Genomic DNA, 16688 nt, shown 5'->3' on the forward strand with positions numbered 1-16688 from the left:
CAAGAGCTATTGGCTCATTGAGCCCGTGCAGCCACTCGCTTCAGCGACAGTGCCAATGACTTGCGCAGCAAGTCGTCCGAGCCCCAGCCCAGCGCCTCCTGCCATAGCTGCTCATAGGCTGAAGCGGGCACCGCTTCTTTCAGTTGCTCTAACCACGCCTGCCAGCGCGCTTGCGCTCGCTGCGGGCGCGTGAGTCTTGCGTTGTTGCGCAGCTGAGTGCTGGCGGATGCCAAGCCAACTGCCAGTTCCTGATGACCCAGGCCTAAAGCCAAGACGGCGTGATCATCCAGGCAGCCCAGCAACTGCTCACGCATCTCGAACGCATTGAAGGCGGTGAGCGCGTCATAGAGCCGGCTGCTGGCCTCGGCCCATTCACCCTTGACCGACAACACCTGGCTCTGCCGCCACAGCGCGTTGGCGACACCGCGTCGGTCGCCTGCTGCCAGGCAAATCTTCAAAGAGCGGGCAAAGGCCAAGTCTGCTTTGTCAAAATCCTGCGCTTCAAAAGCGATCAGGCCGGTGATCAACTCGGCTTCGGCTTCGGTTTCCGGATGTTTGTGCGTGCGAGCCAAGGCCAGCACTTCTTGAAGATGGCGAGCCGCCTCTTCGTCATCGCCATTGAAGTAGTCGATTTGCGCCAATTGGGTCAGCACGATCGCTTCGTTGCCCGCATCGCCGCATTGCCGGAACAGGGCCAGACTTTCCAGCACAGCTTCACGTGCGCCGCGGCCGTCGCCTGCGCTGAGTTTGGCCAGTGCAATGGTGGACAGCGTCGGCGCCAGCAAGGCCGCTTGGCCCAGCTCACGACGCAGCGCCAAGCAAGGCTCAAGTGCTTTCAAGGCCGAGGCGTGATCGCTCTGACTCCAGGCCAGCACCGCAGCCACATAAAGCGCATGGGCGTGCACCATCGCCGAGTCTTGCACCGCCGCGAGCTCAAGCATGGCGGTCACAGCGGCTCGGCCTTCTGCGGCGTGGCCGCGCAGCACCCAGAAGTTTTGCTGCGCGACGGCCAGCTTCACCGTCAGGATGGGGTCCACCAGGCCTTCATCCGACAGCGCCAAGCTCATGGCGGCGCGCAAATTGTCTTGTTCGGCCTCAAAGCGGGCCAGCCATTCCCCTTGCTTGGCGCCACGCAGGCCATCGCGCGCCTGTTTGGCCAGCTCGAAATAGTATTGGCAATGAGCCACTCGCAGGTCATCGGCCTCGCCGCTGTCATTCAATTTGCCCTGCGCATATTCACGAATGGTCTCCAGCATTCGGTAGCGGGTGCCGTTGGCCTCCTCGATTTGCATGACCAGAGACTTTTCCACCAGCGCGGACAGCAAGTCGAGAATATCGTCGGGATTGAGCGGCTCGCTGCCGCATATGGATTCCGCAGCCTGCATATCAAAGCCGCCCTTGAAGGGCGCCAAGCGATTGAGCAGCGTCATCTCGTTTTCCGACAGCATGTCGTAGGACCAGTCGACCAAGGCGCGCAGGGTTTGCTGCCGTTCTTGCAGCACGCGCGAACCGCCGGTTAGGATTTTGTAGCGGTCGTTCAGCCGCCGATTGATATCTTCGACCGACAGCACCCGTACCCGTGCAGCGGCCAGCTCAAGGGCCAGCGGTATGCCTTCCAGGCGCGCAACCAGTTCGGCCACCGCCGGCGCAACTTCCTCGGTCAACTCGAAGCTGGGTTTGTGCGCTTGAGCGCGATCGACGAAGAGCCGCACCGCAGTGGACTTGAGCAGGCTGCTCACACTATCGCCGACGCTGGGCAGCGGCAAGGGCAAGATAGGGTATGCGCGTTCGCCAGGAATGCGCAATGCCTCGCGGCTTGATGCGGCCAGGCGCACGAAGGGCGCAGCCTTGATGACGGCCTGAGCCAAGTCTGCAGAGGCCTTGATCAGATGCTCGCAATTGTCAAAAACCATCAAGACCCGGCGATTCTTCAGATAGGCGCAGACCGATTGCAGCAGCGTGCGCTCCGGTTCTTCGCGCACGCCCAGCACCTGCGCGGCCTCGCTCAGGGCCAAGCTCGGGTCGCTGATCGGAGCCAGATCCAGGAACCAGACGCCGTCAGGGAACTGATGAATCAACTCGAACGCTGCTTGCAGCGATAAACGGGTCTTGCCCAGGCCGCCCATGCCCAGCAATGTGACCAAGCGTGCGTTGCCGAGCAGGGTTTTGATCTCGCGCAGCTCTTGCTCGCGCCCGATGAACTTGCTGCCCTGCAGCGGCAGGTTGTTGGGAATCTCCTTGACCGGCATCCAGTTCTCGGCAACCCGAGTCACGCGGTAGACCTTTTCTCCATCAGCAGGGGCTTTGACGTGCTTGCCGGGCAGGGCGACTTCGAAAATCTCGATCGCGTCCGAGACGCCCTTCATCATCCAATGACCGTGGGATTCGACCTCCCATTCGGGCGCAGCAAGTGCCGCTCTGGCCTCGGCACTCAAAAGCGTCTGTGCGCCGGCTGCAATGGACATGATGCGTGCCGCAGTGGGTTTGGCCAAACCGTCCACTTCGAGGGGCTTGGCGCCGCGCAGCACATCTTCTTCGCTGTTTTCACGCAGAATGACCGGGCCAAGATGAATGCCCGCGCGCGCCGCAAGCGGTGTATCGAGCGCGCCAATGGCCTGGTGATAGGCATGCGCATAACGGACCGCATCATCGGCGTTCTCGAACATCAAGAGCATGCCGTCGGTCTTGTCGATTTCGCGGCCACGCCAAGAAATCAAGAGGTCACGGGCCACGCGGTCATGCTGAACCCAGACCTCGGCCATCAACTGGTCTCCCAGTTGTTCCGAGAGTTTGGTGCTGTCAACCACGTCGGTGAGCAGCAAGACACGAATTTCCGACATTAACTGATTCTCCCTGGCCGAGCAGAGTTCGGTGGGCGAAACTCCCTGCGGCATGGCCGGGAGTATAGGTTTGCCGATGGGTCGATCACGCAGCCAAGCTGAAACGGCTGGCTGCAGCGCTGCGTCACCAGCGTGCGCGAAATCCCTTCAGGCCTTGCTGGGGCTTGGCGAGGTCGCCGTGCTTTGTTCCATGACCAAGGCCGGATTAAGGCGCGGGTCGTTGTACATCTTGAACTGGCGGTAGACCTTGAAGTAGGCGCGGCCGGCGAGTGAATCGGCCAGCAAGGCATCAAAGCAGTCGCCCAGATCGCTGCGTTGCTGGCGCAGGCGGGCGAGGCGCTCGCTGCAGACGGCGCGGTGTTCCTCGTCAACGTCGCTGCGCAGGGTCTGCAAGCGCATCGCCTCGACCTTCAAAGACATGATGGACATGCGGTCCACCATGCTGCCGGCGGTTTCGCTATTGAGCCGGGCGCCGGGGCCTTGCGTCGAGCGCGGTGTCGGGCTGCCGATGCTGGCCGCGTCGACCAAGCCCAAGGCACTGAGCAAGAATTCATCGATGCGCTCGATGGCGTCATTGCGCGCTTGGTTGAAGCGGTCAATGGCGCGCTTGTTGGCGACGATATCCGCATCCTGCGCCTGCTGCCGGCGAGCCAGATCTTCCTCGCCCCAGAGGCTTGCATTGTAGAAATGGTTGACGCTGATCCAGCCGAGCAGGTCGTCGGCGACGGGCGCTGTGGCGGGTAAGCCAAGTTCCAGGGCCACGGTTTGCAGCGCAATGATTTCGCGCGCGGTGGGCAATGCAATCGGGGCTTGGGCAGAAGAGGGCATAAGGTTCTCGAGAGTGGGCATTGGGTGCAATGGCAGAATGCCGCCGCAGAGCATAACCGGGAGTACTCGCGATGATAGTCAAGGCAAATGGGCCGCGCCCCTTGATTGTGCGTCTGCGCAATTTTGTCGGCGATGCGGTACTGGGTCTGCCGGCGCTGCGCCTGCTTGAGCGCCATGGCTATCAGCTGCAACTGGTCGGCAAGGGCTGGGCGCCGGATTTGTTCGCCGCCGAAGGCTGGCCGGTACATGTTCGGCCCAAAAAGCTGGGTGATCGGATCAAGCAATTGCGCCGCTTGCGCGCCGAAGCACGCCGCCTCGACCCCGACTTTGATCGCCGCTCAAATGCCGTGGTATTTCCCGGTGCCATTTCAGCCGCGCTGGATATGCGTTTGGCCGGTTTGCGAGCCGAGGGCTATGCCGGTGATGGGCGCAGCTGGCTGCTGGCGCGCAGCCATGCCATCGATATGCAGGTCCATACCTTGCGCAGTTATTGGGACCTGAGTTGTGCATTTCTCGGTATCAGCGAGCCCCCGCCGGTTTCGATCGATTTCAAAGTCAGCGCTGCGCAATTTGCGCAGGCCGATGCCTTGCTGGAGCAGCATGGCGTTCGGCCCGGCTTTGTGTTGGTGTGTCCATTTGCCAATGACACCATTGAGCTGGTCGACAAAACCTGGCCGCATTTTCCGGCCTTTGTCGAGCGGCTGGTCGCCAGCGGCCAGCAAGTGCTGATCTGCCCGGGGCCCAATGAGGCCGAGGGCGGACGCCGTATGTACCCGACAGCGCTACGCCTCGAAGGCGTCGGCCTGGGCGTTTACAACGCCTTGCTGGCGCGAGCCAGGCTTGTGGTTTCGAACGACACCGGCCCGGCTCATATGGCGGCGGCTGTCGGCGCACCGCTGCTCAGCGTGATCGGGCCGACCCCGCTGGCGCTGTGGGCGCCATGGGGGCCGAATGTGGAGATCATGCAGCGCTATCCCGAGTGGTTCAGCGCGGACGAGGTGTTGGCACGGGTGAGCCAACGCCTCGTTTGAACTTACCAGATGCGAATGCGCTCCTCGCTGGCCTTGAACATCTGATCGCCCTGCTTGGTGCCGAAAGCCTCGTGGAAGCCGTCGTGATTGACTGCGGCGCCGTTGGCGCGGAACTTGGCCGGTGAATGGGGGTCTACGGTCAAGTTCTGCATGGTGCGTTCATCCCGCGCCTTGGCACGCCAGGCTTGCGACCAGCCCATGAAAAAGCGCTGCTCGCCGGTGTAACCGTCGATCACGGCGGCCGGTTTGCCGCCGAGTGAGTGCCGGTAGGCCTTGTAGGCAATCTGCAGGCCGGACAGGTCGGCAATGTTCTCGCCCAAGGTCAGCTTGCCGTTGAGCGTCTTGCCGGGCAGAGGCTCATACTTTTCGTACTGCGCCACCAACTGCGCGCCGACCTTTTCGAAGGCCTGACGGTCGGCATCGCTCCACCAGTTGCGCAGCGCGCCGTCGCCGTCGAACTGGCTGCCTTGGTCGTCAAAACCATGGCTGATCTCATGCCCGATGACGGCGCCAATGGCGCCGTAGTTGACCGCGTCATCGGCGGCCATATCAAAGAAGGGCGGCTGCAAAATCGCGGCCGGGAAGACGATCTCGTTCATCGACGGGTTGTAATAGGCGTTGACGGTTTGCGGCGTCATGCCCCATTCGGCCCGGTCGACCGGCTTGCCAACTCGGGTGGCGATGCGTTCCCATTCAAAGCGGCCCGAGCGCGCGCGGTTGCCGAAGGCGTCGCCTTCGCGCACTTCCAACGCGCTGTAGTCACGCCAGGTGTCGGGGTAGCCGATCTTGACCATGTATTTGGACAGTTTGTCCTTGGCGGCGGCCTTGGTGGCGGGCGTCATCCAGCTCAAGCCGTCGATCGAGTCGCCGTAGGCATTCATCAGATTGCCGACCAACTCGACCATGCGGGTCTTATAAGCGGGCGGGAAATGCTGGGCCACATAGACCTGGCCGATGGCTTCGCCCAGGGCGCCGTTGACCTCAGCAATGCCTTTTTGCCAGCGCGGCCTTTCTTCCTTAGCCCCTGTCAGCGCATTGCCATGGAAGGCAAAGCGCGCCTCGCGGTAGGGCTTGGGCAGCAGTTCGGCGTTCTCGTCCAGCACGCGCAGCTTCAGATAGGCCTTCCAGTCGGCCAAAGGCACTTCTTGTGTCATCTTGGCCAGCGCGGCCATGGTGCTGGGCTGCGAGACCGTGATGCGGTCAACGCCTTGCAGTTGTGCGGCGGCCATGAAGGCGGCCCAGTCGAAACCGGGCGCAGCCTTGGCCAACTCGTCCGGCGTCATCGGGTTGTAGGTCTTGACCGGGTTGCGGTTGTCGACCTTGTCCCAATGGGCCTCGGCAATGCGCTTCTCTAGCGCCATCACTTGGGCGGCCACAGCGCCAGGAGCCTTTTCGCCCGAGAGCTTGGCCAGGGTCGTCAAATAGGCCAGATAGGCTTTGCGCGCCTGGCTCAGCTTGTCGTCGTCCTTCAGGTAGTAGTCGCGGTCCGGCATGCCGGTGCCGCCTTGCCAGGTCAGCGCACGGTTGATGCCCGGCTCTTTGAAGTCAGGCATCACCCACAGCACCATAGGCGTGTTGACGGCACCCTGAGCGCGACCCAACCAGCGCGCCAAATCGGCCGGCGTCTTGATCGCGTCAATGCTGGCCAGCATCGCTTTGGCGGGCTTTAAGCCGGCTTTGTCGATGGCCGCCAGGTCGGTGTAGGAGCCATAGAAGGCGGCGATCTTTTGCTCGACGCTACCCTTGGCTTGGCTCGCCTTTGGATTGGCGGCTAGAGCCTCAACGATCACGCGCACTTGCTTGTCGGACAGGTCGCGCAGCTGATAAAAGCTGCCGTACTCGGCCTTGTCGGCCGGGATCTCGGTCTTGCTGACCCAGGCGCCGTTGGCGGCCAGGAACAAGTCGTCTTGCGGGCGGACCTTGCTGTCAAAGCCACTGAGGTCCAGGCCAGAGGTAGGGGCCTTTGCGGGCGTTGCAGCTTGAGTCAGAGCGGCCGACAACAGCAGGGCGGACAGGGGCAAAAGTCGAAAGAGTTTCATGCGGAAATGCCTGGGATAGGAGAGCGCGCAGCGTAGTGCAAGGGCAATGGCTTGGCAAGATGACTTTCCGCACGGTGGGTAGACCCTTGCTGCGACGGCTGCTGTTCAGGTTTTCCGGCAATTTGGCAGGGGTCAACGCGTACACTGCGGCGGTCCGCCTCCTGAAAAGCACCCTATGTTTTGCCCTCGTTGCCAAGCCGCCAGTCCAGCGGGCGGCCGATTTTGCGCGCAATGTGGTGCGCCATTGCCGGCTTCGGACGCGGTGCAGCGCAGCTCGCGCCGCCAGATGACCGTCTTGTTTTGCGACTTGGTCGGCTCAACCGAATTGGCGCAGCGCTGCGACCCGGACGACTGGTTGGCAGCTCTGCAGCAGTATCACGATCTGGTGCGGCGAGTCAGCGCGCGCTATGGCGGTTTTGTCGCCCGTATCGTTGGTGACGGGGTGGATGTCTATTTCGGCTATCCGCTCGCCAATGAGGACGATGCAGCCCGGGCCTTGCACACCGGCCTGAATTTGGCGGCCGAGCTGCCGCGCATCGAGGTGGAGCCGGGCGTGCCGCTGTCCTTGCGCATTGGCATCGCCACCGGCATGGTCGCCGTCAGCGTAGGGCAAGGGGTTGCGGTGGCTGGGCCCACGCCCAATCTGGCCGCGCGCATTCAGGCTGCGGTGCCGCCGGGTGCCATCGGTGTTGCACCCAGCACCCGCCACATCGCCGGAGGGCAGTTCGAGTTTGCTGAACTCGGCGAGCATGCACTGAAGGGCTTCGAAGCGCCGGTGGCGATCAATGTGGTGCGCCGGGCGCTGTCGCAGGACAGCAGGTCCGCTTGGCGCGGCCGCGACACCCGTCTGCCTATGGTCGGCCGCAGGGCCGAGCTCAACAGCCTGCAGGCCATCTGGCAGCGCGCCAGCGCCGGGCGCACCTGCGGCGCCTTGGTGCTCGGTGAGCCGGGCCTGGGAAAATCGCGCTTGGTGACGGCCTTGGATCTTGTGCTGCCGGCGCAGGGCCACACCATGCTGCGCCTGCAATGCTCGCCGTTTCATGTCAACAGCGCCTTGCAGCCCTTTGTCCAACATCTGGCCGTGGCCGCGGGCCTGAGCAGCAGCGACAGCAATCCGGTAAAGCTGGACAAGCTCGAAGCGCAGCTGGCCATCGGCGGTATCGAGGACCCGAGCGACTGCGCGCTGATTGCCGCACTCTTGGGCGTGGCATCGGACGGCCGTTACCCGGCCCTGGCCATGCCGCCGCCTATGCAGCTGCAGCTGATCAAGGAGGCACTCAAGCATTACTTCTCCGGCCTGGCCCACCAGCGCCTGAGCCCGGCCAATGAGCAAACGCTCACCCGGTATTTCGTCGGCCATGCGGAGGAGCGACCCTTGCTGCTGGTGATCGAGGACATGCATTGGGTCGACCCGACCTCCTTGGAGCTGATCGAGCAGTTGCTGGCCAGTGGCGACGACGCGTCCATCCTGCTCTTGATGACCGCGCGCCATGACTTTTCCTCGCGCTGGCAGGACGGCGAGAACTTTCTGCAACTGGTGCTGCAGCGCTTGCCTGACGAGGACGCCTTTGCCGTGGCGGCGCAGCAGCTGCAGCAGGCCGACCTGCCGCCGCAATGGCTGGCCGCGATCATCGAAAGAACGGACGGCGTGCCGCTGTTCATCGAGGAAATGACGCATATGCTGCTGGAGCGCCGGGCGGCACCTAGTGGCGCGGTGGGCTTGGGCCATGCGGTGCCCGAGACCTTGGTGGACTTGCTAACCGAGCGGCTGGACAGGCTGCCGGCGGCGGCCAAGGAGTTGGCGCAGGTCGCGGCGGTGATTGGCCGCGAGTTCGACCGCGAGCTGCTTTTTGCGGCCGCGCCCGAACTTGAAGGCGGGTTGCAGGCTGCGCTGCAAGCGATGCTGGACAGCGGCCTGCTGCTGAGCGGTAGCGCCGACGGCGAGCGCTTGTTGTTCAAGCATGCCTTGGTTGAAGACACCGCATACGGCTCGGTGCCGGCCAAGCGCTGTGCCGAGATTCACGGCCGCTTGGCCGATGTGCTGCTCAGTCAGTTCAAGACTCGCGTCCATCACCAACCCGAGCTGGCCGCTCGCCACCTGAGCCGCGCCGGCCGGGGCTTGGAGGCCGCCGCTTGGTGGCAGGCCGCCGGCGGGCAAGCGCTGTCGCGGGGCGCGCCGCGTGAGGCTGCCGGTCATCTGCGCGCCGGCGTGGCTGCTTTGGGCGGGGTGGCTGCCAGCGCTGAGCGCGACCGGGCCGAACTGGGCCTCCTGTCCATGTTGGGCCCCACCACCATGGTCTTGCTGGGCCCAGGCAGCGACGAATTTGGCAGCGTCCAGCAACGCGCCTATGAACTCAGCCAGACCTTGCCCGGCCAGCCCCTGTTGTTCCCCACCAGCTACGCCTGGTGCTTGTTCAACTGGGGGCGTGCCCGGCTGGTTGAGGCCGGCGAGCTGGCGGACGGCTTGCTGCTTGCCGCCGCCTTGCGCGCCGGTGAAACCGAAGCGGCCTTGGCCGCCCACACGATGGCGGGCATGGTGCAGTTTCACCGAGGTCAGCCGGAGGCGGCGCGGGCCCATTTGTCGCAGTCCACCGCGCTCTACGAGCCGCAGCGCGATGCCGCGCTCTATCCGGTCTACCTGATGGATTTCGGTGTGTTCGGGCGCTTTTATCTGGCGCTGGCGACCCAGGTGCTGGGCTTTGCCGATGCGGCGCGGCGTATTGCCGCCGAGGCCTTGCTCTTGGCCGAGGGCCTGAACCAGCCCCACACGCTCGGCTTTGCGATGCTGGCTAACTTCAATACTGCAGTGATGCGCGGGGACGCCGCCGAGGCGTTACCTATGGCCGAGCGCTGCATCGAGTTTTCGAGCCAGTTCGGTTTCCCTGAGTTCATCGCGATGGCGCGGATCGCAAGGGGCTGGGCCTGGGCGCATGGGCAAGCGCGCTGGGCCGAAGGTTTGGCCGAGCTGCAGGCCGGTATTGCGGGCTGGGCCGAGACCGGCTTCGAGAACTGGCAGACCTGGTTCGCGGTGCTGGAGGCGGAGATGCTGGGGCAGCTGGGGCAGCATGGCGCGGCGCTGGCCTTGATGGAGCGGCAACTCGCACGCGTTGCGGCCAACGGTGAGCACCAGTTCGAAAGCTTGCTCTTGGGGGAACGCGCGGCCGCTCTTGCTGCGCTGCCTGGACGCAGTGCCGAAGCTAAAGCCGAAGCCCAAGCCGAAGCGAACTTCGAGTCAGCGGCCGCCTTGGCGCGCGAGCAAGGTGCGGCCGCCTGGTCGCAGCGCATCGCAAGCCGGCGGGCCCAGGTCTTGCCGCAGTAGCGCAGCGTCAGTGCCCGGGCAGGCGCGGCCTCACGAACACGTCGGCGCCGGTCGACCCGCCCGCTGTCATCAAGGCGAAGGTCAGCATCATGTCGTAGTCGGTGGCGACGATGCCGTCGCGCCCATGGCCGGATAGCGCTTGATTGCCCGCTAGATTGCGGAACCACTGCGCCCATTGCTTGGAGCCCGGGTCGAAGAGCATGAACTGGCCGCCGTCTTCCGGAAAAACCTTGTTCGGCGAGGGATAAAGATTGGCGACGAATGGGTATTGGCCGGCCGAGTGGCAGCTCACGCAGGAGGTGGCCGGGAAGGGTTGCCCAAGGGCTGAGCGGCGCCCGGACACGGTCACCACATTGTGCCTAATGCCCACGTCCAGCGGGCCGGCCAGCCTGCCGCCCCAGCCCAGGCCATAGCTGATGAAATCGGGCAGATCTTTGCTGACCCAGGTTTCTTGCAGCACACCGTTGGGCCCCAGGCCGTCGGGGAATTTGGCCAATTCGGGGTCGTTGCCCCACATCGCGCCCACCGGCAGCGCCCGGTCCCAGACGGTGGCAGCGTTAGAGCGGCTGTCGTAGGCAAAGGCCATGAAGACCCAGCCTGTTTTGGGCGAGGCGCGGCTGTCCTTGATGCGCACCGCCATCTGCAAAAAGCGCATCGGCGTGATGACGGGCACGCGCTTGGTCGGGTCCGGCTCTTTCTCCATCGAAGCGACCGATGGGCGGTAGAGATGAGACACCGAAGAACCCTTCAAGACCGGCGGGCCGTTCTTGCTCGGCCATTGGTCCTCCAGCAAGGTCACACCTTCAACCTTGACGACGATGGAACCTTCCGGGAACTGTGCAGCACTCAGGTCGGGGCGCAGCGGGTTCTTCCAGATTTTGCCCAGTTGATGGGCCGCCACATCGTTGTAATAGACCACCGCATGGTTCTGAAACGAGGCCACGGTGGGGCGCTGGTTCTCGGGGTAGGAAATGCTTTGCAGAATCTGCCCTGTGTAGGAGCCCAGCAGTGCTTCGCGGCCTGTTGAGGGGTCGATCTTGCCGTTGCTCATGGTCGCACCTTGCCCGCCCCAAGGCATGTCGTACCAGCCCGCCTGCTGCGGCGACCAGTGCAGCGGGTCGTTGAGCAGGCCCTTCAAATCTTTTTCCAGCATTTTTTTGACCGCTGCCACATAGGCCGGCGCGCTCTCTTTGCTCAAGGGGCCTGCGGGCCTGGCCGCGGGCCATTTGGCCGCTACCGGCTGCAAGGGGTAGTCGTAGTGACTGGTTCGAAAAGGCTGCGACCATTCCGGCGGGTAGAGCGTGTTGTTGCCGGCGAAGGGGTCGGGCACCTGCGCCCAAGCGTTCAGCTGCACAGCGCAGAAAACGAGGCCGCCCCAGGCAAATCGTTGGAGACTGCTAACGCTGCGGGTCTTGGTACAGGGCATGTGATCACTCCTTGTTCAACAAAGGATTGGCTTGGAGCCAGCTGCCCCAAGCCCAAACTCAAGCCCGAGGCCGGGGCGGCGCATTGTTGACTGCACTTTCTGTGGCCGTCAAGCCAAAGTCAGATTCGCATCAAGCTGTCACCTTTGTGGCGCCCATGGGCAGGCGCTCAAGCGGGCGAAAACTTGTCCACCGCGTCGGTGATGATGCCGTCCACACCGCTTGCGATCAGTGTTTGCGCGGCCGTCAGGTCGTTGACGGTGTAGACCAGTGCCTTCATGCCGGCGGCGTGGATCTGGGCGATGGTGCCGTCATCCATCAAGCGATAGTTGGTGATGACGGCCCGGCAGCCCAATGCCTGCGCTTCGCTCAGCCAGCCGGCGCGCAAGCTGTCGAGCAGCAAACCACGCGGCAGGTCGGGCGCCGTTTCGAGGGCGCCCTGCAAGGCCGGCGGGTCGAACGATGTCAACAGGGGCGCGCAGCCCGAGCCGCTCCATAAGCGCAAGACCTCGCGGCCGACCACCTGGCCGGTCAGCAACTCCTGGCCCGGGGTGGGCTTGATCTCGATATTGAGGGCATAGCGATTGGCCAAGACGAAGCGGGCCAGCACGTCAAGGCAGGGCAGCGGCTCGCCGGCAAAAGCGCGGCTGTGCCAGCTGCCGGCATCCAGGCGGGACAAGTCGCGCCATGCCATCTCACCGGCGACGCCGTGGCCATTGCTTGTGCGCTCAAGTGTGGCGTCATGCAACAAGAAGGGCAGGCCGTCACTGGAGAGCTTGACGTCGCACTCAAAGGCCCGGTAGCCGTGTTGGGCTCCCGCGCGGAAGGCGGCCAGCGTGTTCTCGGGTGCTAACTTGCCCGCTCCTCGGTGGGCGATCCAGAAGGGCAGGGGCCAGGCGGCGTTGTTCATTGGGGGCTTGCTTTCTCTTCCACTCGGCGGGTGGTTTTCGGGTCGAACCAATGCAGATGCTTGTCGCTCAGCGCCAGCTTCAGCGTGCTACCGGGGGCCGGCGGCGTCTGGGTGCCGTCAATGCGCAGCGTGAACAGCTCGCTGCCCAAGCGGCCATAGATCAGGCGCTCGGCACCGAGCATCTCAATCATCTCGACCTCAAAAGGCCAGCCCTGCTCATGCTGCCAATGATCCAGATGTTCTGGCCGCAAGCCCAAGATCAGCTCGCCGTCGCGCGGCGCGGCCTCGGGCAGATCCAGCGTGATGCCGCCGACTTTGAACGTCAGGCCCTGTGCCTGGCCCTTGAGCAGATTCATGGGCGGCGAGCCGATGAATCCGGCCACAAAGGTGGAGGCCGGGCGGGCATAGACTTCTTCGGGCGTGCCGATCTGCTCCATATGGCCGCCGTTCATCACGATCATGCGCTGGGCCAGCGTCATCGCCTCGACCTGGTCGTGGGTGACGAACAAGGACGTCACGCCGAGTTCACGGTGCAGCTTTTGAATCTCCAGCCTAGTGTGCGCGCGCAGCTTGGCGTCGAGGTTGGAGAGCGGCTCGTCGAACAGGAACACCTGCGGCTTGCGCACGATGGCGCGGCCCATGGCGACGCGCTGGCGCTGGCCGCCGGAGAGCTGGCGCGGTGTGCGGTCCAGCAGGCCGCCCAGTTCCAAAATCTTGGCCGCCTTGTCGACGCGGGCCTTGATCTCGGCCTCGGGCACTTTTTTGATCTTCAGGCCGTAGGCCATGTTCTCGAACACCGTCATATGCGGGTAGAGCGCATAGTTCTGGAACACCATCGCGATATCGCGTTCGGCCGGCTCGATGTTGTTGACGACACGCTCGCCAATCGCGATTTCGCCGCCGGAGATTTCTTCCAGGCCGGCCACCATGCGCAGCAAGGTTGACTTGCCGCAGCCGGACGGCCCGACGATGACGACGAACTCGCCGTCGCGGATCTCGGCATTGACGCCGTGAATGACCTGATTGGCCTTGGGGCCGTGGCCGTAGCGTTTAACGACGTTTCTGAGGGAAATGGAAGCCATGGTGTTTTATTTCTTATTTCTCGGTGTCGACCAGGCCCTTGACGAACCACTTCTGCATCAGCATCACGACCAAGGCCGGCGGGATCATTGCCAGCATGGCGGTAGCCATGATGATGTTCCAGTCATTCGCTGCGTCGCCGCCGCTGATCATTCGTTTGATGCCGATGACGACCGGGTACATGTTCTCGTCGGTAGTGACCAAGAGCGGCCACAGATATTGATTCCAGCCGTAGATGAACTGGATCACGAACAGCGCGGCAATGCTGGTGCGGGATAGCGGCAGCAAGATGTCCTTGAAGAAGCGCAGCGGGCCGGCGCCGTCCATGCGGGCGGCCTCCAGCAATTCGTCCGGCACGGTCATGAAAAACTGTCGGAACAAAAAGGTCGCGGTGGCCGAGGCGATCAGCGGCACGGTCAGGCCGGCGTAGCTATTGAGCAGGCCCAGATCGGCCACCACCTGGTAGGTCGGGCCAATGCGCACCTCCACCGGCAGCATCAGCGTGACGAAGATGCTCCAGAAGAAGAAAGACTTGCCCGGGATGCGGAAGTAGACGATCGCAAAGGCCGACAGCAGCGAGATGGCAATCTTGGCGATTGCAATCGTCAGCGCACTGATCAGGCTGACCCACATCATGCGGCCGACCGGTGCCGTGGACCCCGCGCCGGCGGAGTTGCCGAACAGCGCAGTCTTGTAGTTCTCGATCAAGTGACTGCCTGGCAGCATGGGCATTGGCGCTTGCACGATTGCTTCGGCCGTTTGTGTGGACGCGACAAAGGTGATGTAGACCGGGAAGGCGACGATCAGCACGCCCAGGATCAACACCAGGTGCGAGATGAAGGTCAAGACGGGGCGGCGTTCAATCATCAGTATTGAACCTTCTTCTCAACATAACGGAACTGCACCACGGTCAGCGTGATCACGATGAACATCAAGACCACCGATTGCGCGGCCGAGCCGCCCAGGTCCATGGCCTTGAAGCCGTCGTAATAGACCTTGTAGACCAGGATCGAGGTATCTTTGCCTGGCCCGCCGTGTGTGGCCGCGTCGATGATGCCGAAGGTGTCGAAGAAGGCGTAGACGATATTGATCACCAGCAAGAAGAAGGTGGTCGGCGACAGCAGCGGGAAGATGATGGTCCAAAAACGCCGCCAAGGGCCGGCGCCGTCGATTGCGGCCGCTTCGATCAAGGACTTGGGGATGGCCTGCAGGCCGGCCATGAAGAACAGGAAGTTGTAGGAGATCTGCTTCCACACGGCTGCCATCACCACCAGCGTCATCGCGTGATCCGAGTTGAGCAAATGGTTCCAAGGGATGCCCATTTGCGTCAACCAGTAGGACACCACGCCGATCGAGGGCGCGAACATGAAGAGCCACAGCACGCCGGCGATTGCCGGTGCGACCGCATAGGGCCAGATCAACAGCGTGCGGTAGACGCCGGCCCGTTTGACTACGCGGTCTGCCATCACCGCCAGCAGCAGTGACAAGACCAGACCATTGCCGGCCACCAGCAGCGAAAAAACCGCCGTGGTCTTGAACGAGGCCAGATAGCCGGGGTCGGCGAACAGCTGTTGAAAATTCTCCAGCCCCACCCATTCGGTTGACATCCCGAACGCGTCCTGGCGCTGCAGCGACTGCAACAAGGCCTGCGCCGCCGGCCAAAAGAAGAACACCGAAATGACCAGCAACTGCGGCGCCAGCAGCAGCCAGGGCAGCCAGGAGGCCTTGAATTGAACGCGTTTTTCTATAGCCACTGTTTGTCTTGTCTAACGCTTTACTTGGCCGCGCCGGCGTTGGCTTTCTGGAAACGCTCCAGCTGCTCGTTGCCGCGCTGCACCGCCGCGTCCAAGCCTTCCTTGGCGCTCTTCTTGCCGCCCCAGACCTGCTCCATCTCTTCGTCGATGATGGTGCGTACCTGCACGAAGTTGCCCAGGCGGATGCCGCGCGACTTGTCGGTGGTCTTGCGGATCATCTGCGTCACGGCCACATCGGTGCCGGGGTTCTCTTTGTAGAAGCCGCTCTTGTCGGTCAGCTCGAACGCTGCCTTGGTGACCGGCAAATAGCCGGTGCGCTTGTGGCTGGCGGCCGCCACCTCGGGCTGGGCCAAGAAGCTGAAAAAGGCGGCCACGCCTTTGTATTCAGGCGTCTTCTTGCCCGCCATCACCCACAGGCTGGCGCCGCCGATGACCGTGTTTTGCGGCGCGCCGGGCACGTCGGGGTAGTAGGGCAGCGGCGCGATGCCGGACGCGAACTTGGCGTTCTTCTTGATATTGGCGTACATGCCGGAGCTGCCGGTCATCATCGCGCACTCGCCCGAGACAAAGGTCGCATCCGCCGCATTGCCGCGGCCCTTGTAGACCAAGAGGCCTTGCTTGCTCATATTGGCCAGGTTCTCGATATGGCGCACATGCAGCGGCGTGTTGAAGGCCAGGCGCGTGTCCAGGCCGCCGAAGCCATTGTTCTTGGTGGCGTACTCGACGTTGTGCCAGGCCGAGAAGCTTTCCAGCTGCGTCCAGCTGACCCACGATGTGGTGAACGGGCATTTGTGGCCGCTGGCCTTGAGCTTGGCGGCGGCCAGCGCAACCTCGGGCCAGGTGCTGGGCGGGGTGGTGATACCGGCGGCCTTCAGCGCGTCCTTGTTGAAGTGGAATACCGTCGTCGAGCTGTTGAAGGGCATGCTCAACATCTGGCCGTTGGGTGCCGTGTAATAGCCGGCCACGGCAGGCACATAGGCGCCGGCATCAAACTTGGCGCCGCCCAGCTTCATCACTTCACCGACCGGCATGATCGCGCCCTTGCTAGCCATCATGGTCGCCGTGCCGACCTCAAAGACTTGCAGGATATGCGGCGCATTGCCGGCCCGGAAGGCGGCGATCGCGGCCGTCATCGACTCGTCGTAACTGCCCTTGTAGCTGGGCACGATCTTGTAGTCTTTCTGGCTGGCGTTGAATTCCTTGGCCAGATCGTTGACCCAGTCGCCCAGGCCACCGCCCATCGAATGCCACCACTGGATTTCGGTTTGTGCCTGGGCTTGCGGCGTCAGGCCGGCGAGCAGCAAGGTCAAGGCAGCAGCGAGGTGCTTGGATGTCATCATGGGCTGGGGTCTCCGGGTGTTTGTGGCTTGTGGGGGAAAATACAGGCAGACCGCGAGCGGCGCAAGGGCGGATTTCCCCAAAACGGGCCAAGGTCTTAGGCCTGCGTGCCCAGCCAGAATGCT

11 protein-coding genes are annotated in these 16688 nt (G+C 63.3%); 2 read left to right on the plus strand and 9 right to left on the minus strand.

Going from position 1 to position 16688, the window contains the following annotated elements; all coding sequences use genetic code 11:
• Positions 1 to 14: 14 nt before the first annotated feature.
• Together PRZ03_RS03260 and PRZ03_RS03265 are read right to left on the minus strand one after the other, a co-directional pair.
• Positions 15 to 2840: a tetratricopeptide repeat protein gene (locus PRZ03_RS03260; RefSeq protein ID WP_273599013.1), complete on the minus strand. Its 2826-nt coding sequence runs from the start codon at positions 2838 to 2840 to the stop codon at positions 15 to 17.
• A 147-nt stretch (positions 2841 to 2987) separates the two neighbouring features.
• Positions 2988 to 3668, minus strand: coding sequence for a DUF4254 domain-containing protein (locus PRZ03_RS03265; protein ID WP_273599014.1), 681 nt, complete (start codon positions 3666 to 3668; stop codon positions 2988 to 2990).
• A gap of 71 nt (positions 3669 to 3739) precedes the next feature.
• Between PRZ03_RS03265 and PRZ03_RS03270 the strand changes: the two genes are divergently transcribed.
• Positions 3740 to 4699, plus strand: a complete 960-nt coding sequence (locus PRZ03_RS03270) for a glycosyltransferase family 9 protein (RefSeq protein ID WP_273599015.1) — start codon at positions 3740 to 3742, stop codon at positions 4697 to 4699.
• A gap of 2 nt (positions 4700 to 4701) precedes the next feature.
• Here the strand turns inward: PRZ03_RS03270 and PRZ03_RS03275 are convergent, their stop codons facing one another.
• A complete protein-coding gene (locus PRZ03_RS03275) occupies positions 4702 to 6738 on the minus strand; it encodes a M13 family metallopeptidase (RefSeq protein ID WP_273599016.1) in 2037 nt (678 codons plus the stop codon).
• 175 nt (positions 6739 to 6913) lie between these two features.
• Between PRZ03_RS03275 and PRZ03_RS03280 the strand changes: the two genes are divergently transcribed.
• Positions 6914 to 10057 (plus strand): ATP-binding protein, encoded by a 3144-nt coding sequence (locus tag PRZ03_RS03280; protein ID WP_273599017.1) that lies wholly within the window; start codon positions 6914 to 6916, stop codon positions 10055 to 10057.
• 7 nt (positions 10058 to 10064) lie between these two features.
• On the opposite strand, the gene PRZ03_RS03285 is transcribed toward PRZ03_RS03280, so the two are convergent.
• The 6 genes from PRZ03_RS03285 to ugpB all read right to left on the minus strand — a co-directional run bounded on the left by PRZ03_RS03285 (position 10065) and on the right by ugpB (position 16562).
• A complete protein-coding gene (locus PRZ03_RS03285) occupies positions 10065 to 11483 on the minus strand; it encodes a hypothetical protein (protein ID WP_273599018.1) in 1419 nt (472 codons plus the stop codon).
• Between the two features lie 167 nt (positions 11484 to 11650).
• Entirely contained in the window at positions 11651 to 12391 is a 741-nt protein-coding gene (ugpQ, locus tag PRZ03_RS03290; RefSeq protein WP_273599019.1) for a glycerophosphodiester phosphodiesterase, read from the minus strand.
• Positions 12388 to 13473, minus strand: coding sequence for a sn-glycerol-3-phosphate import ATP-binding protein UgpC (locus tag PRZ03_RS03295; RefSeq protein ID WP_273599020.1), 1086 nt, complete (start codon positions 13471 to 13473; stop codon positions 12388 to 12390). Before PRZ03_RS03295 ends, ugpQ begins: the two co-directional genes overlap by 4 nt.
• Before the next feature lie 13 nt (positions 13474 to 13486).
• Positions 13487 to 14338: a sn-glycerol-3-phosphate ABC transporter permease UgpE gene (gene ugpE, locus PRZ03_RS03300; RefSeq protein ID WP_273599021.1), complete on the minus strand. Its 852-nt coding sequence runs from the start codon at positions 14336 to 14338 to the stop codon at positions 13487 to 13489.
• Positions 14338 to 15219: a sn-glycerol-3-phosphate ABC transporter permease UgpA gene (ugpA, locus tag PRZ03_RS03305; protein WP_273599338.1), complete on the minus strand. Its 882-nt coding sequence runs from the start codon at positions 15217 to 15219 to the stop codon at positions 14338 to 14340. Before ugpA ends, ugpE begins: the two co-directional genes overlap by 1 nt.
• Before the next feature lie 26 nt (positions 15220 to 15245).
• Positions 15246 to 16562 (minus strand): sn-glycerol-3-phosphate ABC transporter substrate-binding protein UgpB, encoded by a 1317-nt coding sequence (gene ugpB, locus PRZ03_RS03310; protein WP_273599339.1) that lies wholly within the window; start codon positions 16560 to 16562, stop codon positions 15246 to 15248.
• Positions 16563 to 16688: the final 126 nt, after the last annotated feature.

Source organism: Roseateles albus (assembly GCF_028595345.1).
In the GTDB taxonomy this organism is placed as follows: Bacteria; Pseudomonadota; Gammaproteobacteria; order Burkholderiales; family Burkholderiaceae_C; genus Paucibacter_A; species Paucibacter_A albus.

Coding starts and splice junctions, on each gene's coding strand:
- PRZ03_RS03260 (WP_273599013.1), bottom strand. CDS start 2,840: ATGTCGGAAATTCGTGTCTTGCTGCTCACCGACGTGGTTGACAGCACC.
- PRZ03_RS03265 (WP_273599014.1), bottom strand. CDS start 3,668: ATGCCCTCTTCTGCCCAAGCCCCGATTGCATTGCCCACCGCGCGCGAA.
- PRZ03_RS03270 (WP_273599015.1), top strand. CDS start 3,740: ATGATAGTCAAGGCAAATGGGCCGCGCCCCTTGATTGTGCGTCTGCGC.
- PRZ03_RS03275 (WP_273599016.1), bottom strand. CDS start 6,738: ATGAAACTCTTTCGACTTTTGCCCCTGTCCGCCCTGCTGTTGTCGGCC.
- PRZ03_RS03280 (WP_273599017.1), top strand. CDS start 6,914: ATGTTTTGCCCTCGTTGCCAAGCCGCCAGTCCAGCGGGCGGCCGATTT.
- PRZ03_RS03285 (WP_273599018.1), bottom strand. CDS start 11,483: ATGCCCTGTACCAAGACCCGCAGCGTTAGCAGTCTCCAACGATTTGCC.
- ugpQ (WP_273599019.1), bottom strand. CDS start 12,391: ATGAACAACGCCGCCTGGCCCCTGCCCTTCTGGATCGCCCACCGAGGA.
- PRZ03_RS03295 (WP_273599020.1), bottom strand. CDS start 13,473: ATGGCTTCCATTTCCCTCAGAAACGTCGTTAAACGCTACGGCCACGGC.
- ugpE (WP_273599021.1), bottom strand. CDS start 14,338: ATGATTGAACGCCGCCCCGTCTTGACCTTCATCTCGCACCTGGTGTTG.
- ugpB (WP_273599339.1), bottom strand. CDS start 16,562: ATGACATCCAAGCACCTCGCTGCTGCCTTGACCTTGCTGCTCGCCGGC.